This window comes from Candidatus Poribacteria bacterium (genome assembly GCA_016866785.1).
Classification (GTDB): domain Bacteria; phylum Poribacteria; class WGA-4E.
The window spans coordinates 1-23,254 of the sequence record VGLH01000064.1 but is presented as its reverse complement, the minus strand read 5'-3'; the positions used below and the strand labels follow the sequence as shown (position 1 = coordinate 23,254).

The following is a 23,254-nucleotide window of genomic DNA, read 5'->3' as shown; positions in this document are numbered from 1 at the left end:
ACCGAAGAGACCGCTGCCCAGACGGCGACAGCCACCAGTCCGCTCAGGAATCCCCGAGTCACGGGCGTGCTGGGGGTTCCGCACGATCTGGCGACGAGCGTACGGCTCTTCCGTGTGGATGTCGACCGCGAGGGCGAGGTGACGTCCGTTGGCGAAGGCTACGAGTACATCTCATTTCGCCCGGACGGTACGGCGGAGCCCGCCAGCGTCTACCTCGTCAACTCCGAGAACCGGGTCGTCGTCGTAGACGTGCCGCAGAACGCGACACGCATCGAGACACGCGTTCTCGCTGAGGACGAGCTCGCCAGCCTCGGACTGGAGCCAGGAGCGACTCGATGAAGAGCCCCGAGGACCCACGCGACGATGGCTACACTCTCATCGAGATCCTCGCATCGCTTGCCATCATCGGGTTGGTGCTGCCCATCGTGATGATGGCATTCATGAACAGCGCCCGGTCGCGGTCGGTCTCGGTGGGACGAACGACGGCAGCGTATCTGCTCCGCGACAAGCTGGCTGAGCTCGAGGCGACCGGTGTGCCGGAACCGGGAGAGGACGCGGGCGAGTTCGAAGAGGGCTCGCGGTACCAGTGGTCGACGAGCGTTACCGAGACCGACGTCGAGGGTCTCTTCGATGTCGTCGTGACCATCTCATGGATGGAGCAAGGGCTCCAGCGTGAGTATGCCGTTCGGACCTACATGGCGGACCCGGCGGTGACTCAGGAGACGACTGGTCAAGGGGCCCAGGCGGGAGGCGGCGCGCCCCCTGGCGGACCCGCAGGATAGACGCGAGATGATTGAGCGTCGTCTACACCGGCGTATTCTGGCGGATGGCGGGTTCACCCTCATCGAGCTCCTCATCGCCATGGCCATCCTCACGATCATTTCGAGCGTCGCCTACTCGTCGTTCGTCCATGTGCTGAACTCGTACCAACGCGACACCGTGCAACTGGACCTGATGTACCGCCTGCGCATCGGCTTGGACCAGATGACGCGCGACTTGGCGTCGATGCAGGTGGGCGCCGACGACGACGCGCTCCAGTTCGTCTTCCAGGACGCGGAGGGCGAAGCAGAGGGCGAGTCCTATGACATCGTCACGTTTGTCGCGACGGTGACTACTGCCGCCGCCAGCGGCGTGATCCCGCCGTTGTCGCCGCTGCCGCCCAGTCAGCGAGCGAACTCATCCACCGATTCGGCAGAAGAGGACACCGAGACCGCACCGACTGATGTCGTGCGGGTGGCCTATGTCCTAGGCTACGACCCGGAAGCGACCATCTCGACGCTGTCCAGGGGGACGGACCTTCCTTTGGCGCTGCTGCGGATCACAACGCCGATTCTGAGTCTCGATGACGGCATCGGCGAAGCGTTGACGCTCGACCCGACCTCCATGCTGTCGGCGCTGGAGCAAGTCGGCGCGACGGTCGATGTCGTCGCTCCCTACGCCAGTTCGCTGAACTTCGCGTTTTTCGACGGCGAGGAGTGGTATACGCAGTGGGACACCGAGGAGCAGGGCGTTCCCAAGGCGGCACGCGTCACGCTGACGGTTCAGGACCGCGCAGGCAAGGGCCAGACCTTCGCCCGGAGTTCTGCAACGCCCATCGTGCTCAACATCGTCCCTCCCCCCGAGGGCACGAGCAACACGACCGCTGCGACGGGCCAGCAACAGCAGGGACAGACGCCGCAAGCTCAGCAGCAGCCAGGTCAGCAGCAGGGCCAGCAGCCTCAGGGACAACAGGGAGGGGGTCCACAGCAAGGCGGACCCCAACAGGGCGGGCCTCAACAAGGCGGGCCTGGCGGCTGACGGAGAGTCGTTCGATGCGAGTCCATGGAGCCAGACAACGGTTGCCGAGGGACGCGGGCTTGTCGCTCGTCGCGACGCTCTGGATCGCGGCCGTGCTGGCAGTCCTGGCGACTGAGTACATCTACATCGTCCAGCTCGAGAGACGCTCCAGCCAGAACCTGGTCGAGCGTACCCAACTGGAATATATCGCTCGTTCAGGAATCGCCGCATTCATCCGCAATCTGACCGAGGATGACACGTCTTACGACGCCGAAGACGACACGTGGGCAGAGCAGCTCGACGGCGAGATCGAGGACCCGATGCGCGCCAACGATCCACTCGCCTACCAGGTGGTCGTGACCGACGAGAACACGCGGATCGACATCAACAAGGCAGACGAGGCGATGCTTCAGCGCGTGCTGGCGCTGACATCTGCCGATACCGAGACCCAGCAATCGCTGCCGGCTGCGATCATCGAGGCGAGGAATGAAGCCGCGTTTCGATCCGTTGGCGACCTGGCGCGGGTCGAGGGAATGACATCGGACATCCTCTACGGCTCCACGCAGTTGGGCGTGAACGACCCGGATGCGCAAGAGACGACCCCGCTGATCGATCTGGTCACCGTCTACTCGACCGACAAGAACGTGTCGGCAGGGGGCCAGAACCGAACGAACATCACGAGCGCCGACGCGAACGCTCTGAGGCAGGGGCTACGAGGTCAAAACAACTCCGAGCTCCTATCGCAGGCTGAAGCCGATGCCATCGTCGCGTACCGGCAAGGATCGCAGTTCCAGTCGGTCGCCAACCTGCTGGACGTGCCAGCCGTGACGCAGAGCGTTCTCGACGGAGCCCGGGACCAGCTCAGCACGCAGGACGAGGAGAACCGGACCAACATCAACTCGGCGGACGCGAACCAGCTAGCCCAGGTCAACGGCTTCGACCAAGGTACTGCTGAAGACGTCGTGCGGCACCGGCAGTCGAATGGGAACTACAGTAATGTGGACGCAATCCGCGACGCCCGGGTCTTTACGCGCGATGAGCTGAAGCAGGCGATCGACAGCGCGACAATCGTCGATGGACAGACGCTCACCGGCGTCGTCAATGTCAACACGGCAAGCCAGACGGTTCTCGCGTTGCTCCCAGGTATGGACGAGAACCGCGCGCAGGCGATCATTGACCGTCGTGGCACATCGTCTGACAAGACGACGGGGGCGACCACGTCCAGCACCCAACAGACCCAGCCGTTCACGACCATCGGCGACTTGCTGGATGTGCCGGGGATCGATGAGAACGTCTTCAAGCAGATCGCCAACTTCGTGACCTACCGGACTCAGGTGTTCCGGCTACAGGCGTCAGGGATCGCGCGCGACGGGAAAGCGCTCGCCAGAATCATGACGGTGCTGGATCGGAGCGGCGAGCAGGTCCGCGTGCGATATTGGGCGAACCAGTAAACAATGCCTTGTCCTCGGCGTCTATAGCGTGGGATACACGGCAAAGCCCAGGGCTCCTGAGCGGAGGACCATTCATCGGTGGCAAGAAAGCGAATCGTCGCGGTAGACATCGGCACGTCAAGCGTCAAGGTCGCTGAAGTCGCCGCGAGTGCGTCCGGGCTACGCGTGATTCGCGCGGGAGCCGCGGACGTCGAGTCCCGCGCGGGCGGCACTGATGCGAACATCCGCGCCCTGAGGCATGCGCTTTCGGCCGCTGGCGTGCGTCGCGGACCCTGTCTGCTGTCCATCCCTCGCCACCAGGTGGTGACTCGGCGACTGCGCGGGCTTCCAGCACACTTGGACGGCGCGCGGCTCGATGCCGTCGTGTCGAACCAGGCTCAGGCAGACCTGCCCTTCGGCGATACCGCGGTATGGAGTTACTACGATGTCCGCGCGAGCGAGGCTGGGACGTCCGTAGAGCTCGTGGCAGGCAGGCGCCAGCTTGTCGATGGGGCGATCGCCCTCGTGCGGGAAGCGGGCTTGCGTCCAGACGTTGTGGCTCCCTCCGTGTTTGGCATCGCGACGCTCGCCCGACTCCATCAGCAGTCGAGCGGAACCAGCAAACGGGTCATGATCCTCAGCGTCGGCGGCTCGAACACCGACGTGATCATCATGCGCGGCGACTACTTCGCGTTTTCGCGGAGCTTCCCGGTCGGAGCGGTGACGTTTCACGAAGACGCGACCGCCGCCTCGTCCAGGTTCCGACTCGAGCTGGTTCGCACGGTTCAGGCATACCAACGTGATTTCATCGACAACGGCGCAAGCCCCGTCGAGGAAGTGTGGGTGTGGGGCGGCGGAGCCACGACGACCATTCCGGGCCCGGACCAGGCGCACATCCCGCTGACCCATGTCGTCGAGGAGGAGCTTCGCGCACCGGCTCGGATCTGGTCGGACGTGTCTGGTTTCGAGGACGCCGAAGTCCTGACGTCGGCTGGAGGATGGGCGCGATTCGGAGTCGCCGTCGGGCTCGCAGCGGCGGAGGTCCGGGGTGAGCTCGGTGTGAACCTACTGCCGGGCGAGGAGAAGGAACGCAAGGCGCAAGCTGCCCAGAATCGGCGGTTGGTCTTCGCCGGGCTGGGGGTCGTGGCGCTCGTCGCGCTCATCCTGCTGGCGGGCAACGGCATCCGCGCCAAGCAGGCGCGTGATCTGGCAGAAATCGATGCCCAGATCCGCGAGCTGGAAGCGGAGCGACTGGCTTCGCAGCGCACGCTGAACACGATGCGGACGATGGCAGAGCTCGCCAAGCCACGGTTTTCGGTGCTGGACATCCTGCGGGAGCTCACGGCGGTTCTGCCCAATCGGCAGGACGTCGCCGTGACGGTCGTCAATATCGAACCGTCTGGCAAAGTGACGCTCTCGCTGGAAGCCAGTTCGCACGACAGCGTGAGCAATGCCGTCAAGGGATTGGGTCAGTCTGCCTGGTTTACCGACGCTCGACCGGGTCAGATCACCGTGGTTGACAAGAACGGTCGCCAGATCCGGCAGCTCAACGTGTCAATTCGCCTGGCAGAAGATGCCGACATGCTCGCCGTTCGGCGCGTCGGGACTCCCATCTCCGAGGCTCCAGCCGTAGCGCAGAGCGGACCGGACCCTGGAGGTCCTGGCGGTTCCGGCGGTCCAGGTGGTCCAGGTCAGCTTGGGGGACGCGGCGGTCCGCCTCCCAGAATGCCAGGGAGCCCTGGCGGCGGTCCGGGATTCAGTCCTGGAGGTCCGCCAGGTGCGGGATTCAGTCCAGCCGGATCATCGAACGCTCCGGCGGTCCAGGGTCGGTTCCGAGCACAGGGCGCGCAGGAAACACCGGTCGTCGAACGCGCCACCTTCGAAGGCGGCGGTCAGCGAGCGGTCGGCATTGAAGCCGACGAAGCCGTACCGGTGGACAACATCCAGCGCGGTGACGGATCGCCGCGAGTGGAGGTCATCGTGGGTCCTCCGCCCTCGGATGGCGGCGGACGCGGAACGGGCGGACGGTAGCATGGCGCGATCAACGTCACCGGGGAACGCATCCACATGAAGTGGCTCAAGACATCGTCCGGGCGAAGCAGTCAGTTCCTACTGATCGGCGCTGCGGTCATCGTGATTGCATCCGCCGCCCTCCAACTGCCTGGCGTGCTGGGCGCTCGCCAAGCCACGGTCGAGCTCCGAGCGAAGCTGGCAGAATCGCGCCTGCTGGCAGCATTGGGAGACGACTTGGAGGACGGCGCTCGCGTCATCCAAGACGACACCGGGATGTCCGGCGGACCGCTGGCGCCTGGCGTCCTCGACAAGCTGAAGGAGCGTTACACGGTTCCGGCAGATGAGCCGACCGACGAACCGAAACCCGTCGGCGATGCGAAGGATGAGGCAGGCAAGAAGTCCGGCGACGAGGCGAAACCGAAGGGCGACAGCGATGAAGCCAAGCAAGAATCGTCGGCGTCGGGGGATGCAGACTCCGAAACGAAGAATGTCAAGGCGACCGACGTCTCGGAGAGCAGCAGTGATGAGGACGCGCCTGGCAAGAAGCCTCTGAGCCTCGCCACCGTAACGCAGATACGAACGACTGCGGGCGTAGACGAACGCACCGCCGCATTCATCTATCAGAACCGATCCGTGCGGTCGTGGGAGGACCTTGCCCAGCGCAAGAGGCAGTTGTTCGACGAGAACGCCGATGCGATCGAGCCCCTGATCGTCGCGCGGATCTCCCGGATGGCGGCGGAGAGCGGCATCCAGAAGATCGACCAGCTCAAGGTGGAGCCTCCCAGGGAGACACGTCGGACACGCGCTGCCCAGACAGCCGGAAAACCCGCTGCTGCCAACGGCAAGAAGGACTCCGAATCGTCCAGCGCGTTCGCACAGTCGATCAGGGCTCTGAAGGCTGCCGCCGCAAAGGACGACGAAGCCGCCGTGTCCTCGGCTCTGGAGGATCTGCTGAAAGCGGCTGAGGGAGATACGGTCGCGCTTCGGGCGCTCCGGGCGGCGCTGGAGAAGGAACAGGATGAATCCGGCGTCTCACCGACACGGAGGGTCCAGATACGGCTGGCAACGCTTCGGACGCAGCCTCAGGCGGCGCATGTGACCTCCAGCCTCCTGCGTGCGCATGTCCAGCGAGTGTTGGCGACATTTCCCAAGGAGGGCGACGACCCGGTCGTCTTCGAGGAATCGCCGTTCCCTCCGCTCGTGTCGATCCCCATGGCTGCCCAGAGGCGAATCCTGGAGCAGATCGGTAAGGAACCGATCACATGGATCACCGACGAGGCGCTTGGGAAGCTGACCGACGACAAGCCAACGCCGGCGGAAGAGAAGACGCCGGACAAGTCCGGTGCCCCGGAATCGGCGAACGGTGGCGGTACTCCCGTCGCCAAGGGAGGCACGGATGGTGACGGAGCGGCGGCGAGCGCCCAAGAGAAGGGCCCAGACAACGACAAGAAGGGGTCGGATCGGGAACCTGCGCCAGCACCGGCTACGACCCTCGGCACGCACGCTGCAGCAGCGCGTGACTACGCCACGGCGCTGATCGACACCGCCTGGAATGTGTTCACACTGGTTCAGAAGAACGCCAAGGCGACAGACGCCGACCTCTACAAGGCGACGCTGCTGTTCAAGTGCCCGCTCGAACAACTCGTGACCTTCACCTACAAGATCGAGAACGACACTCGCTGGTTCCGCGTCGCAGGGATGCGGATCACCGTCGAACAGCCCGATCAACCGCTGCTGTCCGTGAGCCTCAACGTCGAGGCGTCGGTGCTGCTGCCCAACGTCCAGACCGGAGCTTCGAGATGATACGTCGTTTGCTGCGAGCCCTTGTCGCACAGGAGCCCACCGACGCACGAGCCATCCGCTCGCTTGGCTTGGCGTCCGCCGTCCTGCTCGCTTCCATCGCCTTCGACGCCAACGCTCAGGGCTCCCGTGTGCCACTCGACTACTACCGCGTCGTGCAGGACCAGAACGTGTTCCGCCGACTCGGGTGGGCTCCCCCCACCGATGGACCTCCGTTCACGTTGTTGATGACAGTCGTCTCTGCGCCACCGGAACAGCCGACGGCAGCGACCATGGAGGCGGATTTCTGGAGTGGACTGATGGGCGGTCCCCCGCTCGCCCCTGCGCCGCCACCTGAGCCGCGCCCTGATCGAGCGCTTCTCGCACAGTCAGGCGGCCCGGCGACCCACTATGTCGCAGTGGGAGATCGCGTGAGGAGCTTCGTCGTCAAGTCCATTGCCATCGGCAAGGTCCAGATCGAGAGCGAGGACGGCAAGCAGAAGTACGATCTCGCGCTGGCGGAAGCCGAGATGGGCAGCGGCGGCGGTGGAGACGGTGGACCCCGGGGCGGGGGTCGCGGCGGGGGCGGCGGACCCGCTGGACCAAGCCCAGGAGGAGCCAGAGGAGCAGGCGGGCAGAATCGCCCTGGTGGACCCGGCGGCGCGAACTTCCGCGAGCAGATGCAGCGATTCCAGAACATGTCTCCAGAAGAGCGGGAGCAGATGCGACAACGGTTCCGTGAGGGCGGAGGGTTCCCGCCAGGAGGCGGGGGACCGACGCGCGGCTGATCCGTGTTTGGCAGACACCGGCTAAACCCTAGGACAGCCTTTCCGATCAAACTAGGCGATGTAGAGACGCGACGGGAGCCCAACAGACATGCGTTCCTTCGCACCGGATCGATACGAGCCGATGTCCTACCGTCGCTGCGGCGCGAGCGGCCTTCACCTGCCGGCAGTGTCGCTGGGTCTGTGGCAATCTCTCGGCGAGGCCGGGAACGACGACGTGTGCCGCGAGGTGATGTTCACGGCGTTCGATCACGGCGTCACGCACTTCGATCTGGCGAACAACTACGGACCGCCTCCCGGCAACAGCGAGACCGTCGCGGGACGCATTCTCAAGGAGATGCCGCGCGACGAGCTCATCATCTCGTCCAAGGCAGGCTATCGGATGTGGCCCGGGCCCTACGGCGACTTCGGGAGCAAGAAGTACCTCGTCGCGAGCCTCGACCAGTCGCTGAAGCGGCTACAGCTCGACTACGTCGATATCTTCTACCACCATCGACCCGACCCGGGCACGCCGCTGGACGAAACGATGGGAGCGCTCGATCTCGTCGTGAAACAGGGGAAGGCGCTCTACGCCGGTGTCAGCAACTACAGCGGAACCCAGTTCCGGAACGCCGTCGAGACGATTCAGCGCCACGACTGGTCGCCTCTCACGATCCATCAGCCCTACTACAACATGCTGGGGCGCGGCGTGGAGTCGGACCTGCTGCCGCACACGGCTGCGGCGGGCACTGGCGTCATCCCGTTTTGCCCGCTAGCGCAGGGCGTCTTGACGGATCGCTACCTCGATGGGCTGCCAGCGGACTCGCGACAAGGACGTCGCGGCGAGAGCGGTCAACGGTGGTACGCGGAGCAGGAGGCGGCAGGAGTGTGGGACCGTGTTCGCTCGCTCCGTGAGATCGCTCGTGAACGCGGGCAGACGGTCGCTCAGATGGCGATCACGTGGCAGTTGCGCGACGACCGCATCACGAGCGTGTTGATCGGAGCCAGCAGCAGCGCCCAGATCGTCGAAAACGTCGCGGCGGCGACGGCTCCGCGTCTTACGGACGAAGAGCTCCGTCGGATCGATGCCGTGCTTCGGCAAGGACGGTAGCAGTCGGCAACGGCGAGGAAACAGTGGCTCGTCGCTCGGCACATGGAGATATGGAACCCGCGATATGAACTCCTTCTCTCGCCTTGAATCGACCTGTGCTGAGCCGCAGTGCGCAGCGCCAAGACGAGCTCGCGCGACGCTCAGTCTGCTTGCGGTTTGTGCGGCATTGCTGCTGGGGATCGCGTGCGGCACGGCGTATGCCCAAGGCGATGATACCGTCATGACGGTCGAAGCGCGTGGCAGAGATCAGAAGGCTTCGCGGATCACCCTCGACTTCGTGAACGCGGAGGTTCAACAGCTCCTGCGGTTCCTCAGCCGCGAGACCAACCTGACGATCATCGCTGTCGCGGAAGACATTCAGAACAAGCGACTGTCGCTTGTGAATCTGCGCAATGTGACCGTCGACGAAGCCATCGAGCGGATCAAATCGGGGTTGATGCAGTTCGGACTGACGACCATCCGCAGCGACTCGACCATCATCATCACGACCGTCCAGAAGGCGGCGAAGATGAAGGTGCCGGTCAACGTCGGCGCGGACCCGGAACAGATCCCCGATACGGACGCCGTCATCACGCAGGTGATCCCGCTCGTGAACCTGGACGCCAGCCAGTTAGGCGACCGCCTGAAGCCGATGGTCTCCGACGCTGGCATCTTGTTCGGCGACGCCTCGTCCAACTCCATCGTCGTCACCGACGTGGCATCGAACATCCGTCGCATCGCGCAGGTGCTCAAGTCGATGGATTCGGGCCCAGACGGCGGGCTCAAGGTCAAAGTGATCCAGATCCGGAACGGAGACGCCGAGAGCATCGCCAGGGCCCTGAACGAGCTCTTCCGGGACGAGGCGCAGGCGTCGAACATCGTCCGAAAAGCCGCTGGCTCCCGCGATTCTGCCGAGTCGCAGAAGCTGATCGACATGGCGAAGTCGACAGGCGTCGATCTGATCCGAGGGCGCATCCAGATATCGGCGAACCGCGATGCGAACCAGCTTATCATCAAAGCGTCGGAGGAGAACATCGCGATCATTGAGGCGCTCATCACGCAGATCGACGTGTCTCCGGCGCTTCAAACCGAGTTCCGCGTGTACCGGCTCAAGTACGCCGACGCCGAAGATGTCGCGGACAACCTGCAGCAGATCCTGCAGGGTTCGAGCACGAGCGGCAGCAGTCGGAACCGGAACCAGCAGAACCGGTTCCGCCCACCGTGGGAGTGGCAGCAGCAACAGCAGGGCAGCAGTCTTCAGGGCATCGTCGGCGAAGTACGCGTCACTGCAGACGCCCGCCTTAATGGAATCATCGTGTCAACGGATCCGCGCAACTTCACGATCCTGGACAAGCTCGTAGAGGAGATCGATCAGCAGGATCAGCCGGAAGAAGAGATCAAGCTCTACTTCCTCAAGCACGCCATCGCCTCGTCGGTGGTGACGACGATCAACACGCTGATCCAGGGGCAGCAGCAGCAGGACAACCGACCGTGGTGGTTCCAGGAATTCCGACGCGACCAAGAGCAAAAGGAAGGCACATACGGGCTTCGGGGTCAGGTTCAACTGAGCTCGGATGACCGTCTGAACGCTGTCGTCGCTGCAACCAGCGCCGCGAACATCGCTGTGCTCAATGAGCTGGTCGATAGGCTCGACGTAAGCCTGCCCGAGCAGGAGTGGGGCACGCGTATCTTCCCGCTACAGTACGCCGACAGTGAGAACGTCTCGAACATCATCAACAGCGTGTACCAGGGCTCGTCCAGCCGGAACCAGGGAGGCGGGGGGTTCTTCTTCTTCCTGCAAGGTCAGTCGAACCGGCGTAACCAGACCCAGGGATCGCTGGCAGGCAACGTCCTCGCGCAGGAATACCCGACGATCAACGCCGTGATCATCTCGACTGCGACGGCGAGGAACTTCGAGCTGATCGAGGCGTTCATCAAGGACCTCGACGTGCCGACGCCTCCAGAACAGCGCGAGGTGACTCGCGTGTTCAATCTGGAATACGCGAGCGCGGAAGACCTCGAGGCTCTCCTGACCGACCTGTGGTCGGAGCAAGGCGGCGGAGGCGGAGGAGGGTTCTTCAACTTCGCGCGGCTGGCATCGCGGAACTTTCAGCCGGAGCAGAACGACATCAACAGCCTGACAGGCAAGGTCCGGCTGTTCGCTGACAATCAGACGAACTCGCTCGTTGTGACCACTCGGTCGCGGTACATGAAGGACGTCGAGGGCATCCTGAAGCAGCTTGACATCGTCCGTGGGCAGGTCTGGCTGGACATCACGATTCTCGAAGCCACGCTTGACGACTCGACTAAGCTGGGCATGGAGCTGGCGCTGACCGAAAGGCGTCTGTTCGGCGCGGACGCGTTCGGAAAGGGGCGCGCACCGGGCAAGAACCCGCTGACAGGCACGTTCGAGTCGGACGTGAACCTCGATGCGGAAGTCTCCGGGTTCAGCCTGAGCTTGGCGACGAAGGAGTACCTCGCGTTTCTCCACACGCTGATGCGCGAGAACAAGGTGAGGACTCTGTCGCGTCCGTCCCTGCAGGTCCGGGACAACCAGCAGGCGATCTTCACGAGTGGGCGTGACATCCCGTATCTCCAGAGCGCCCGAACATCCGACTTCGTCAGCAGCCAGATATTCGACTTCGCGTTCCTGGAAAACATCGGAATCAATATCACGATCACGCCCCACATCGCCAGGCGCGTTGCGAACGAGTCGGGACGCCGGACCATCGGACTGGAGATCGAGCAGGTCAACGCGAGCAACTTCCTCGAGTTCACGAGCTTCAACGCGCCCGTGACGGAGGAGAGCTCGATCCAGACCTACATCGACGCCGAAGATGGTCAGCAGATTGTCATCGGCGGGTTGAAAAAGCAGAAATCGCAGAAGGTGACGGACAAAGTCCCGATCCTGGGCGACTTGCCGCTCATCGGCAGGCTTTTCTCGCGAACCGAGGACGTGACGCAGGATTCCGAGGTCGTCATCATCATCAGCCCCCACATCGTCGATATCCAAAACGAGGAAGACCGCATCAAGCTGGAAGACCTCCAGCAAGAGCGGTTCGGGGACACGCAGGGCACGAGCTTGCTGCCTGGACAGCTCATACCCAAACCTAGTCAGACCGCCAAGGTAACGACGGTGCAGCCCTCAACGCCGCCGCGCGGAAACGCCAAGACGTCGAGCATCGTGCCGGTGCCTACGGCGGCTCAGCCCGAATAGGCATAGACTCGTGATCGCAGGCAAGGAGAGCCGGCGCCGCGGCGTGAAGTCGCGGCGCTGTTTCGTGCCCGACGCCTTTCCGGTATGATGGCAGGCGGACGGCTCTGCCCTGTCTGTGCCCTTGGCGCGCGCCGTGATCGATCCCAGAGGGAAGGGAAGGCTCTGCCCACGCTCATCAAGGAACCGGGCTTCATCTCAGACGTGTGCGAGTGCACGCCCGTCGTGTGGCAGGGGCGGCTCCTGCTGATGGAGTGCATCCGTCCAGCCTCCGGAGGCGACGCCTCGGACCACTACATCACATTCCGCGGTGTCGAGACTGGCGAGACGCTTGCGAGCTTCGGTCGTGGCTACAGCCTGGCGTGCGCCTTCGCCCACGGCGAGACGATGTACGTCTACGCATCGAGGCACGGCGATGGCTCATGGAACGACGTGACCTGCTTTCGATCCCGCGACCTGATCTCGTGGCAGTCGCACGTGGTCGTCGAACAGGATGGCGACGAACATCTGTTCAACTCGTCGGTGTGCGCCGTTCCCGACGGCTTCGTCATGGCGTACGAGACGGACGACCGGAAGCGCGTTCCTTTCAGCATCAAGTTCGCGCGCTCGTCCGATCTACTGGCGTGGGTTCGCGAAGAGGGCGTGGTCTTCGCGCCCGACCGCTATGCGGCGTGTCCGGCGCTCCGGTACGTGGACGGATGGTTCTACATGCTCTACCTGGAGCACAGGAAACCGAGTTGGTGGTTCGAGACGTACGTCACTCGGTCGCGCGACCTACACGTCTGGGAACCGTCACGGCGGAACCCCGTCATCGCGCCGGAGGAAGGTGAGGACATAAATACGTCGGACCCAGATATCGTGGAGTTCGGCGGCAGAACGCTCCTCTACTACTCGATTGGCGACCAGCGGACCTACACCAGACTCAAGCGCGCCGTTTTCGATGGTTCACTCGCCGAGTTCTTCGGCAGTTACTACGCGGACGATGGATCGTCTTCGCGAACATCCTAGGGCACACATCGCCATGCAACAGCGCATCGAGGAGCTCGGATTCCCGACGAACGGTCAGGGGCTGTACGACCTCACGGCATCGGTCGTCGAGTGGGTCGCCCGCCAGGGTATCGACAGAGGCTTGCTGACCGTCTACATCCGCCACACGTCGGCGTCGCTCCTGATTCAAGAGAACGCGGATCACGAGGTCACACGCGACCTGAACGACTTCTTCAGCCGTCTCGTGCCACAGGACAACCGACTGTACCGCCATACCTACGAAGGCGTCGACGACATGCCTGCGCACATCCGCGCGGCGTTGACTCAAACGCACCTGTCGATTCCGGTGATGGGCGGCAAGCCCTCCCTCGGCACGTGGCAGGCGGTGTTCCTGTTCGAGCATCGAGGCGCTCCCAACGAGCGCAAGGTCGTCCTCCATCTACTCGGAGAGTAGCAGACTCAGCGAAGGAGAGTCGCCGTGGTGTACATCGCACTATGGGTAGGGGCGGCGTCTCTCGCTCTGCTGGCGCTGTCGGCGCGACGCGCAGAAGCCGCCTTGCAGTGGGATGTGCTGACGAGTAGCCTCGGACATCTGCCCGTCGCAGGACCGGTCGAGCAGACATCGTGCCTCATACTGGATGTTGACGGCGACGGCGTGGACGAAATCATCATCGGCTGCCGCAAGGCGGCTCCCGCGCTGACGATGATCCGCAAGGCTCGCAACGGTTACATGCGCTACGTCATCGAGCCGGAGTCGATCCCTATCGAAGCAGGCGGGGCGTTCTGTGACATCGACGGCGACGGCGATCTGGACATCGTCTTCGGCGAGGACTGGACCGGGAACCGCCTCTTCTGGTGGGAGAACCCATCTCCGAACTTCGATCCGAACGTGCCGTGGAAGCGCCATGTCATCAAGGGAGACGGGGCGAACCAGCACCACGATCAGTTGTTCGGAGACTTCGACGGCGATGGCAAGCCTGAACTCGTCTTCTGGAACCAGCGCGAGAAGGCGCTATTCATGGCGCGCATCCCCGCCGATCCGCGCGCTGAGGACTGGGAGCGCGTCGCTATCTACCGAGGGGAGGGAGAAGGGCTCGCCAAGGGCGACATCGACGGCGACGGCAAGGATGAACTCCTTGCCGCTGGCAAGTGGTTCAGGCACCTGGGCGGAGACGACTTCGAGCCGTGCGTCATCGATGAGAGCCAGACGATCCCGCGCATCGCGGTGGCTGATCTGAACGGCGACGGTCGACTCGAAGTCGTGATGGGCCCGAGCGATGTTGTGGGCAGGCTCCGCTGGTACTCCTTTCAGGGCGATCCACGTCGGACGAGCTCATGGGTCGCGCACGAGCTCCTCGACGACGACGTCTACCACACGCACAGCCTTGCGATTGCCGACTTCGATGGTGATGGAGCCCTCGACATCTTCGCCGGGGAAATGCGGGAGCTCCAGCCCGGCGCGAACCAGAATCCCGACGCGACCATGTGGGTGTTCCTCGGTGACGGAACCGGGAACTTCACGCCCACCGAGCTCGCGCGAGAAAGAGGCGTCCACGAGGGCAAAGTCGGCGACTTCGACGGCGACGGGAAGCCGGACATCGCCGCCAAGCCCTACTGCTGGAACACGCCGCGCCTCGACCTCTGGTTGAACCGCACGCCCCGGCGCTGAGGTTCCGTTCCTATCGCCGTCGCAGCAACTGATGAACCGGCACGAGCAGGCTGATGCGCGCCTCCAGGTTCGTGTCTGCCACCGTGTCGAAGTCCTCCTGGTACTGGACTCCCACGTCGGCGGACAGATAGGGCGCGAAGAAGACGCGCACCCCAGATCGCGCACTCCAGACCGACTCCACCATGCCGTCGGCTTTGACGACTGACGGCGTCCACTTCAGCTCTCCCAAGAGCGCCACCCGGCGCGTGAGCCAGAGCTCGACTCCGCCGAACGGCATCCACTCGTTCGAGACGGTCGTCGCGCCGCTTGCCAGGGCTTCGGGAGCCGGCATCGCTGCATGGTCCCCATCGGTCGTGTCGGTGGGCTCCATCGATTGGTCCGCCTCGCCCTCGCCAGCATCCATCGTGGGGTCGGATGCACGACGAATCCTCGCGCCGGACAGGTTGGCTCCAGCGTGGATGTCGATGCCACGCCAGCCGCTGGTCTTGCCGGGCGACCCGAACAGGTTCCAGCTTCCGACCAGGTACACGTCGCCGGTTTCCTGACGGTACGAGGTCTCGCGCCGCTCCGTCGCCGGGAAGGTCCGCCAAGCGGATGCCGCGACATCCGGCAGGATGCGCGTGAGCCTGCTGACCGGGATGAACACCTTGACGCCCGCCGCCGGGATGTTCTCAATGGTCCGGGCTTCCCGCGCGAGGTCCGCCACGACGCGGATGTTCGTCGCCTCGATCTGCGCGAGCCCGGCGAGCCCGAAGATGCCCGTCGTTCGAATCTGGTGCGAGTCCGTGGCGAACGTCGAGTAGCTGGAGAGCCCGAGGTCGTAAGCCGGGATCGGACGAGCGGTCGGCACGGCGAAGACTTGGGGCGGCTTGGACAGCCACTGCTCGTCCACCGACTTCTCGTTCGGCTGGGCTGCTGCCGAGGCGAGCAGCCCAGCTCCGACGACGATCCCTAAGCCGGTCATCAGGACGCGACCGAGGCTTCGTCGTTCTTGTCGCATGGTCAATCCCTTCTCGTTGCGTCCGCGCTAGTGGGAGTGGTCGTGCGAAGCGCCTCCTCCGGAGCTCGGTTTCGCCATGGGTGCGGCGGGCTTCTGAGCCGGCTTCACGTCGTAAGTGAAGTCCAGCGTTTCGCGACTCATCAGCCCGAAGTTGAGTTTGATCGAACCCTTGTACGCGCCGACCGGGCTCAGATCGACGCCGGTCATTACATACTTCATCATCGGTTCGGCCATCGACTCCATGGCAGCCGACTTCGCGCCGGGCTTCGACAGAGCGATATGCACGCTCCCCGGCTTCAGGTCGGTGACCTTCTCCCCGGTCTTGCTGTCGAGGACCGTCACGATCAGGTAGTGCGTCCAGGAGTCCGCATCGCTGGGTACCTTGGCGAGCACCGGCTTCATCATCTCGAGCATGTCCATGCTCGCCATCGCGGCGTGGTACTCGTCTTTGGTGAGGAAGTTGAGCTGCACGGTGTACTTCTTGCCGGCGACGATGCGCATGTAGGCAGCCGGGCTCGCCATGAAGCGGTCGTGCTCGGCTTCCGTGCAGAAGTAGAGCGTCTTGCCCTTCATAGTCATCTTCGCCTTCATATGGCTTTCGACCATGGCGGACCCGTCGTAGGCGCAGATCTGCATCTTCTCCGCCGCGTGGACCCCAGCGGCTGAACCGAGCGCGAGCGCCAGTGCCACCGCGACTGCATGTCTCGACCAACGTTCTGTGGATGTCGTAGCCACTCCATGCCTCCTAGGTAACTTGGGGCGGCCGGTGCGCCGCCCCTAGGTTATGCGCGATCCGGATGATGCGCTTCGTGATCGGCATCATCGTCCGCGCCCTCCTTCGCCCCTCCTTGTGCCTCTCCGTTGGGGGCATCATCGTCTCCCTCACCGGCTCCCATCGATCCATCCATCATCTCGTCGTTCCCATCGCTCATCATGCCGGCGTGCATCGCTCCGCCGCGCATCATGTTGTCCATCATTCCTCCCATCACACCGCCGCCAACCCGACCGGTTGGCTCGTCGGCATGGTGAGATGCCATGTCGTCTGCCGCTTCGCCCATGCCTCCGCCGTTTTCGGGTTCCGCGTGGACCCCGCGCATGTCGTCGTTGCCGGCTCCAGCCATCGCGTCGTGTCCGCCGTCCTGTACGGCGACGTTCCCGGGAGCCGTGCTGGCGAGATCACGGTCCACGGCATCGGTCGGCACGTCGACGGAACTACCGCATCCAAGCCACGTTGCCACCACCACGACTCCCGCAAAGCCAGTCAGTACGACCACGCTACGCCGCAGCATCGTTCGGTCCTTTCTCTGATACCGCGCTCTCTACGAAGCACCGTCCCTTCGCACCACGACTCCGACCCAACCGCCCACCCTCACGGCAGGACGATCGGGAACACGGCTCTCGATACCTCGTCGCCGCGCCGAACCGTCAACCGGAACTCCCAAGCCCCTCCCATCTCGACGTCGATTTTCGCCGCATATCGGTCCTTGACGTACTGGGCGTCAGCGCCCCCACGCATCTCCGGCATGCCCATGCTGGGCATCGCCGCCATGTAGACCTCCATGCTCACTCCAGCGTCGGTGATCGGAGCCCCTTGCGGATCCGTGATCCTGACCCAGAACTCGGTGTCCTTGCCGTGTCTCAGCTTCGGAGCGCTCACTTCGACGTTCATCCCGTCGATGGACTCGCTGTGGATGAGCTGCCCGGAGCCTTCCCCCGCACCGAGACGGTTGTAGGCGATGGCTCCAGCGAGGACGAGCGCCACGATGACAGCCGCCGCGATGAGCCCGAATCGACGCCGACCGCGCGTCGGTTTCGCGACTGTCTGAGTGAACTCGCCCTGCTCCAAGCCCCAGCCCCGCCAAACAGCGTAGATGGCGGGAATCACGATGAGCGTCAGCACGAGCGACGAGACGAGTCCGCCCACCATTGGAGCCGCCATGCGACGCATCACTTCGGACCCCGCCCCCTCCTCCCAGAAAATGGGCGCTAGCCCGAAGATCGTGGTGGCGGCTGTCATCGTCTTTGGGCGCACGCGCATCGCAGCGCCCTCGACGATGGACTCATAGAGACGCGCCTTGGTGAGCGGGACGCCGGACGCCACCGCCTTGTGGTAGGAGATGTCGAGGAACAACAGCATAATGATCGCCGTTTGCACGGCAACGCCCGCCAGGGCGATGAACCCGACGGCCGCGGCGACGCTCATGTTGAACCGGTACAGGTACATGAGCCAAACGCCGCCGACCACAGCAAACGGCAGCGACAGCATGACGACAAGTACCTCGGACATCGCCTTGAAGTTGAGATAGAGCAGGACGAAGATGACGGCGATGGTCACTGGCACGATGACCTTCAGCCGCTGCTGCGCCCGCGCCATGTACTCGAACTGGCCGCTCCACTTCAGGTAGACGCCTGCGGGAAGCGTCACGCTCTGCGCGAGTGCCTGCTGAGCCCTTCGGACGTATCCGCCGATGTCCTTCGTCGACACGTCGACGAAGACGACAGACTGGAGCAAACCCGATTCGCTGTTGATCGCCATCGGACCCTGCCGAACGTGGATCGTCGCCAGCTCTCCCAGCGGAATCTGCACGATGTTCGCCGTAGGCTGCGCCACCGTCGGCATCGGGGTCGCGGAGCCCGATATGGGACTCAGCAGGCCGCTGACAGGAACACCGCCCATGCCGGCAGCCATGCCGGACATGAACACCGTCGAGCCGTCCATGTCCGACATGCCTCCTGCCATCGACCCGCCCATGCCGCCCATTCCTCCGGACATGCCGCCCATGCCCGACACCATACCCATCGAGCCTGAGGAACTCAGCGGGATGCCCGAAGCCGCGTAAGCCGGCATCGGAAGCGGAGACACGTATGGTGTCTGCACCGAGCTTCCGCCCATCCCAATGCCGCCCATGCCGTCCATCTCCGCGCCGCCCATCCCCGCCATGCCGCCGCCTGCCATCGATCCGCTGGCAGAGCCCAGGCCGCCCATTGAGGGCAGCGGAATCAGGACGCGGCTCAACGACTGGATGTCGTCGCGCAACTCGCGGGCGTACCGCACATTGACGGTGAAGCGGTTCCTACCTTCGACGGTCGTCGTGATCGGCATGCCGCCCAGTGCCGTCTCAATGGAGCCCTGGACGTCCGCGACCGTGAGTCCGTACCGGGCGATGGCATCGCGGTGGATTTCGAAGTCGATGTAGTTGCCGCCCATCAGCCGCTCCGCGTAGACGTTGCGCGTGTCTGGCACGCCTCGCAGCGCCCGCTCGACCTGGAGCGCCACGTCGGAGATCTGCTGGAGGTTGGCACCTCGGATCTTGATGCCGACCGGCGTCTTGATGCCCGTCGCGAGCATATCGACTCGGTTCTTGATGGGCATCGTCCACATGTTCCGCACGCCGGGCCATCGGAGTCTGGTGTCCATCTCCTCGATGAGCTTCTCGGGCGTCATGCCGGGTCGCCACTGGTCGCGCGGCTTAAGGACGACAACGGTCTCCATCATGTCCAAGGGCGCGGGGTCAGTCGCTGTCTCGGCTCTGCCCATCTTGCCCAGCGTCGTCTTCACCTCCGGGAACGACTTGAGGATTCGGTCCTGCACCTGGACCAGCTTCCGGGCTTCTGTCGCCGAGATGGCGGGGGCGGAGCTCGGCATGTAGAGCAGATCGCCTTCGTAGAGGGGAGGCATGAACTCCGACCCGAGCTGGCGCAGCGGGATCAAGGTGATCGCCACGAGCGCGACAGCCAGAACGATGACGACCCAGCGCCACCGCAGGATGGGCAGGATCACGGGCTTGTAGACGGCGATGAGAGCGCGGTTGATCGGGTTGCGTTCCTCGTCGACGACCTTGCCACGGATGAGGTAGCCCATCAGCACAGGCACGAGCGCGATCGCGAGGATTGCGCCAGCTACCATGGCATACGTCTTGGTGAATGCCAGTGGCCGGAACAGGCGGCCCTCCTGCGCCTGCAGCGTGATAACGGGCATGAACGAGACCGCGATGATGATCAGCGAGAAGAAAAGCGAGGGCCCGACCTGCTTCGACGATTCGGATACGACTTCCCACCGGTTTCGCTCGCGACCCTCTGCACGGTCGTGCTCGAGGGTCTTGTGGACGTTCTCGACCATGACGATGGCGGCGTCCACCATCTCGCCGATGGCGACTGCGATGCCTCCGAGTGACATGATATTCGCATTCAAGCCCTGCATCCGCATCACGATGAAGGAGACAAGAACGCCGACGGGTAGCGTGATGATGGCGACGAGCGAGCTCTGCGCGTGCCACAGGAAGATCGCGATGACAACGGCAACCGCGATGCTCTCCTTGATGAGCGTGGATTTGAGGGTCTCGATGGCGCGTTCGATGAGGGACGATCGGTCGTAGATCGTGTTGATCCGGACGCCTTCGGGCAGTCCGGGCTCGATCTCGGCGATCTTGCGCTTCACCTGCCGGATCACCTCGCGAGCGTTCTCGCCCTGCCGCATGACGACGACGCCGCTGACGACTTCGCCGGTCCCGTCGCGTTCCGCGATGCCGCGCCGCATTTCGGGACCTTCGTGCACGTGCGCGACATCGCCGACTCGGACGGGAGTGCCGCTGGCGCTGGTCGCGATCACCGTATCGCGAATGTCGTCGAGCCCGGCGAGATAGCCGAGACCGCGGATCATGAACTCCTTCTCCGCAACCTCGAGCATGCTGGCGCCGACCTGCTGATTGCTCCGTCGGACGGCTCCCGCGATCTGCTGGATGGTGATGTCGTACGCGAGCAGGCGATCCGGGTCGATATCCACCTGGTACTGGCGGCGGAACCCACCGACGCTCGCGATCTCGGATACGCCCGGGATGCTGAGGAGCTGGTAGCGGATGTACCAGTCCTGAATGGCGCGGAGGTCCGCCAAGCTGTGGTTCATACCCTCGACCGTGTACTGGAACACCCACCCGACTCCGGTACCATCTGGTCCCAGTGTCGTCTTGACACCGGGTGGCAGCCCGCCAGTCAGGGCGTTCAGGTATTCGAGCACGCGGCTGCGTGCCCAATAGAGGTCGGTGCCGTCTTCGAAAATGACGTACACGAACGACGAGTTGAAGAACGAGAATCCGCGAACGGTCTTGACCTTCGGCACGCCGAGCATGGCGGTGCTGATCGGGTACGTGACCTGGTCCTCGATCTCCTGGGGGCTCTGTCCCATCCATTCGCTGGCGATGATGACCTGAACGTCTGACAGGTCGGGGATGGCGTCCACAGGCGTCGTGACGACCGACCACACCCCCCACCCGACGACCATCGCCATGACGAGGATCACGAAGAACCGGTTCCGTATACAGAGCTCGATGAACCGTTCCATAACTTGCGAACCTTCGCGTGCTCCGAGTCGGCCTCGGTTCCTATTGCCGGTTCTAGTGTGCGTGCGACTGCGGCGCGCCGGTCGCCTGTGGCATATCGCCGTTCTGCGAGCCCATCTTCTCGATTGCGATCCGCAGGTTGCTCTCGGAGTCGATCAGGAAGTTGGCGGCGGTCACGACCGTGTCGCCCTCGCTGACTCCACGGAGAGCCGCATAGTAGCCACTCGCCAGCGCTTCGACCTCGACCTGTCGAGGCTGAAACCTCCCTTTGCCGTCGCTGACGACGACGAAGTTCCGTTTGCCGGAGAAGATGACCGCGCTCTCCGGTATCGCGAGCACGTTGCCAAGAGGCGTTTTGACGTTCACGTGCGCGTACATGCCGGGTCTGAGCGAGTTGTCCGTGTTGCGGAACACAGCCCGAACTCGCGTCGTCCTCAGCCGTGGATCGACGAACGGGTCGATGAAGGCGATCCGTCCGGTGAGAGTTCGTCGCTCCGTCAACGCGGCGACATGCACCTCCATCGGCTGTCCCGTCTTCACCCATGAGACGTCGGACTCATAGATGTCCGCGTAAAGCCACACGGATGACAGATCGGCGATTGTGAACAACGGAGTGCCCTCGCCCACGTAGGCTCCCTCGAGCACGTTCTTCTGGATCACGGTTCCTGACATGGGCGCGTAGATGGGGAGGTAGGTCGCGACGCCGTCCGTCTCGATTCGGGCGATCTGAGCCGGGGTCAAACCCCACAGCTCGAGGCGCTGGCGGCTGCTCTCGAGCAGTGCCTGGCGAGCGTCTCCCAGCTCGGCAGCCAACGACGACGGCACGGTCTGAGGACGCCGACTGCCCCGCAGCGCGATCAGATACTCACGTTGCGCGGACACGAGCTCCGGGCTGTAGATCGAGAGGAGTTCGTCTCCCTTTCGGACGCGGGCTCCGGTGAAGCTCACTCCAAGTCGCTCGACGCGTCCCGATACGCGCGACGTGACGACCGCGAGCGTCTCCTCGTTGTAGTCGAACCTCCCGACGGCGCGGATGTCCTTGGTTAGCTTGCGGCGCTCCACGGTGGCGGTGCGGACGCCGAGAACCTGCACCAACTCCGGCGTCAGATCGACCGGAACGCCCCGCAGCAACTCGGCTTCCCCGCTGGTGGGCTGGGCGACTGCCTCCATCGCCGTCGTGTCATCGTCACCAGCGTCGGGAATCCACTCCCCCGTATCGTCCGCCTCAGCCTCCGCCGACGCGTCAGGTACCCATTCGTCAGTGGTGGTGTTGCCGCCGCGCCCCATGGTGACCCACGCGGCTGCCGCCCCGCCGATGACGAGCGCCGCCACGATGAGAGCAATCCATCTCGTGCGAGTCATCTTGTGTCTCCGGTCTCGCGCGTTGCTACCACAGGTCGGAGGCAGTGGCTTTTTCCAGCTCCGCGATAGCCTTCAGATAGCTCGTGACCGAGCTGAAATAGGTCAGCCTCATTTCCTCGACGTTCACGAGAGCGTCCACCAGCCGGACGAAGTCGACGGTTCCGGCGAGGTACCCAGTGATCGCCGCTTCGTAGGCGTCCTCAGCCTGTGGAACCAGAACATCGCGGTACAGTTCGCTCGTCCGCTTGGACGACTTGATGCGGATCAGCGCCGTCTCCACCTCACCGGCGATGGCAAGCTCGACGGCGTCGCGGCTCTCCTCGGCGGCTTCTTGCTGAGCCCGAGCCTCGACGATGCCGAAGTCGTACTTCTTGCGGAACAGAAACGGCAGGTTGATGGTCACCATCGCGTCGAAGCCTCGTTCCGGCGCAATGCCGGGCTGCCGGTCGAGCATGACCATGAAGTCCGGTCGATACTGCGCGTTCGCCAGGCGAAGCGCCGTGGAGCTCTGTCGAGTCGCCGCTTCGGCTTGGCGAATCTCCGGCCGCTCCTCCAGAGCCAAGACGGTCAACGCGTCGGCGCTCTGCGTGACCTCTGGCAAGCCGGTGTCCAGCAGCCTCGGCGGCGGAACCGGCGCGCTCGCCGACATGTCTCGCAGCAGGTTCAGCCGAATCTCCGCACCGCGCCGCTCGTCGCGGAAGGAGGACTCGTTGTTGACGCGGATCGCCAACTCGTTCTGGAGGTCCAGGACGTCGGATAGCTCTGCCCGTCCAGTCCCGTACCGCTCGCGCACGGCGGCTAGCAGCTCGCGCACGCGCTCGGTGTTCCGGGCGT

At 64.0% G+C, this 23,254-nt stretch carries 17 protein-coding genes; 10 read left to right on the top strand and 7 right to left on the bottom strand.

The genetic code is table 11. The features are described from left to right. Positions 1-335: 335 nt before the first annotated feature. The 5 genes from FJZ36_10750 (at position 336) to FJZ36_10730 (ending at position 7,022) form a co-directional block, all read left to right on the top strand. Positions 336-782, top strand: a complete 447-nt coding sequence (locus FJZ36_10750; protein MBM3215380.1) for a prepilin-type N-terminal cleavage/methylation domain-containing protein — start codon at positions 336-338, stop codon at positions 780-782. 7 nt (positions 783-789) lie between these two features. After that, the gene (locus FJZ36_10745) at positions 790-1,797 is read left to right on the top strand and encodes a prepilin-type N-terminal cleavage/methylation domain-containing protein (GenBank protein MBM3215379.1); all 1,008 of its coding nucleotides are present in this window, start codon (positions 790-792) and stop codon (positions 1,795-1,797) included. A 14-nt stretch (positions 1,798-1,811) separates the two neighbouring features. After that, on the top strand, positions 1,812-3,227 hold the full coding sequence (locus FJZ36_10740) for a hypothetical protein (GenBank protein MBM3215378.1): 1,416 nt from the start codon (positions 1,812-1,814) through the stop codon (positions 3,225-3,227). A 78-nt stretch (positions 3,228-3,305) separates the two neighbouring features. Then, a complete protein-coding gene (locus FJZ36_10735) occupies positions 3,306-5,237 on the top strand; it encodes a hypothetical protein (GenBank protein MBM3215377.1) in 1,932 nt (643 codons plus the stop codon). 36 nt (positions 5,238-5,273) lie between these two features. Continuing rightward, positions 5,274-7,022: a hypothetical protein gene (locus FJZ36_10730; GenBank protein ID MBM3215376.1), complete on the top strand. Its 1,749-nt coding sequence runs from the start codon at positions 5,274-5,276 to the stop codon at positions 7,020-7,022. Between the two features lie 385 nt (positions 7,023-7,407). Here FJZ36_10730 and FJZ36_10725 read toward each other — a convergent pair whose 3' ends face one another. Beyond that, a complete protein-coding gene (locus FJZ36_10725) occupies positions 7,408-7,698 on the bottom strand; it encodes a hypothetical protein (GenBank protein MBM3215375.1) in 291 nt (96 codons plus the stop codon). Between the two features lie 176 nt (positions 7,699-7,874). On the opposite strand from FJZ36_10725, the gene FJZ36_10720 reads away from it, so the two are divergent. The 5 genes from FJZ36_10720 (at position 7,875) to FJZ36_10700 (ending at position 14,722) form a co-directional block, all read left to right on the top strand. Continuing rightward, a complete protein-coding gene (locus FJZ36_10720) occupies positions 7,875-8,873 on the top strand; it encodes an L-glyceraldehyde 3-phosphate reductase (GenBank protein ID MBM3215374.1) in 999 nt (332 codons plus the stop codon). Continuing rightward, complete coding sequence (locus tag FJZ36_10715) at positions 8,848-12,069, top strand: hypothetical protein (GenBank protein MBM3215373.1); 3,222 nt, start codon at positions 8,848-8,850, stop codon at positions 12,067-12,069. Before FJZ36_10720 ends, FJZ36_10715 begins: the two co-directional genes overlap by 26 nt. Before the next feature lie 87 nt (positions 12,070-12,156). Next, complete coding sequence (locus FJZ36_10710; GenBank protein MBM3215372.1) at positions 12,157-13,074, top strand: hypothetical protein; 918 nt, start codon at positions 12,157-12,159, stop codon at positions 13,072-13,074. Between the two features lie 13 nt (positions 13,075-13,087). Further along, positions 13,088-13,507 (top strand): YjbQ family protein, encoded by a 420-nt coding sequence (locus FJZ36_10705; protein ID MBM3215371.1) that lies wholly within the window; start codon positions 13,088-13,090, stop codon positions 13,505-13,507. A 24-nt stretch (positions 13,508-13,531) separates the two neighbouring features. Then, the gene (locus FJZ36_10700; protein ID MBM3215370.1) at positions 13,532-14,722 is read left to right on the top strand and encodes a VCBS repeat-containing protein; all 1,191 of its coding nucleotides are present in this window, start codon (positions 13,532-13,534) and stop codon (positions 14,720-14,722) included. 10 nt (positions 14,723-14,732) lie between these two features. Here the strand turns inward: FJZ36_10700 and FJZ36_10695 are convergent, their stop codons facing one another. The 6 genes from FJZ36_10695 to FJZ36_10670 form a co-directional block, all read right to left on the bottom strand. After that, positions 14,733-15,722, bottom strand: a complete 990-nt coding sequence (locus tag FJZ36_10695; GenBank protein MBM3215369.1) for a hypothetical protein — start codon at positions 15,720-15,722, stop codon at positions 14,733-14,735. A 27-nt stretch (positions 15,723-15,749) separates the two neighbouring features. Continuing rightward, positions 15,750-16,457 carry a hypothetical protein gene (locus FJZ36_10690; GenBank protein ID MBM3215368.1) on the bottom strand — a complete coding sequence of 236 codons (708 nt, stop codon included), beginning with the start codon at positions 16,455-16,457 and terminating at the stop codon, positions 15,750-15,752. 47 nt (positions 16,458-16,504) lie between these two features. Next, positions 16,505-17,011, bottom strand: a complete 507-nt coding sequence (locus tag FJZ36_10685; GenBank protein ID MBM3215367.1) for a hypothetical protein — start codon at positions 17,009-17,011, stop codon at positions 16,505-16,507. Between the two features lie 80 nt (positions 17,012-17,091). Beyond that, on the bottom strand, positions 17,092-21,060 hold the full coding sequence (locus FJZ36_10680; GenBank protein ID MBM3215366.1) for a CusA/CzcA family heavy metal efflux RND transporter: 3,969 nt from the start codon (positions 21,058-21,060) through the stop codon (positions 17,092-17,094). 52 nt (positions 21,061-21,112) lie between these two features. Next, on the bottom strand, positions 21,113-22,420 hold the full coding sequence (locus FJZ36_10675; protein MBM3215365.1) for an efflux RND transporter periplasmic adaptor subunit: 1,308 nt from the start codon (positions 22,418-22,420) through the stop codon (positions 21,113-21,115). 25 nt (positions 22,421-22,445) lie between these two features. Further along, positions 22,446-23,254, bottom strand: an 809-nt coding sequence (locus FJZ36_10670; GenBank protein ID MBM3215364.1) for a TolC family protein, incomplete at its 5' end; no start/stop codon positions are given.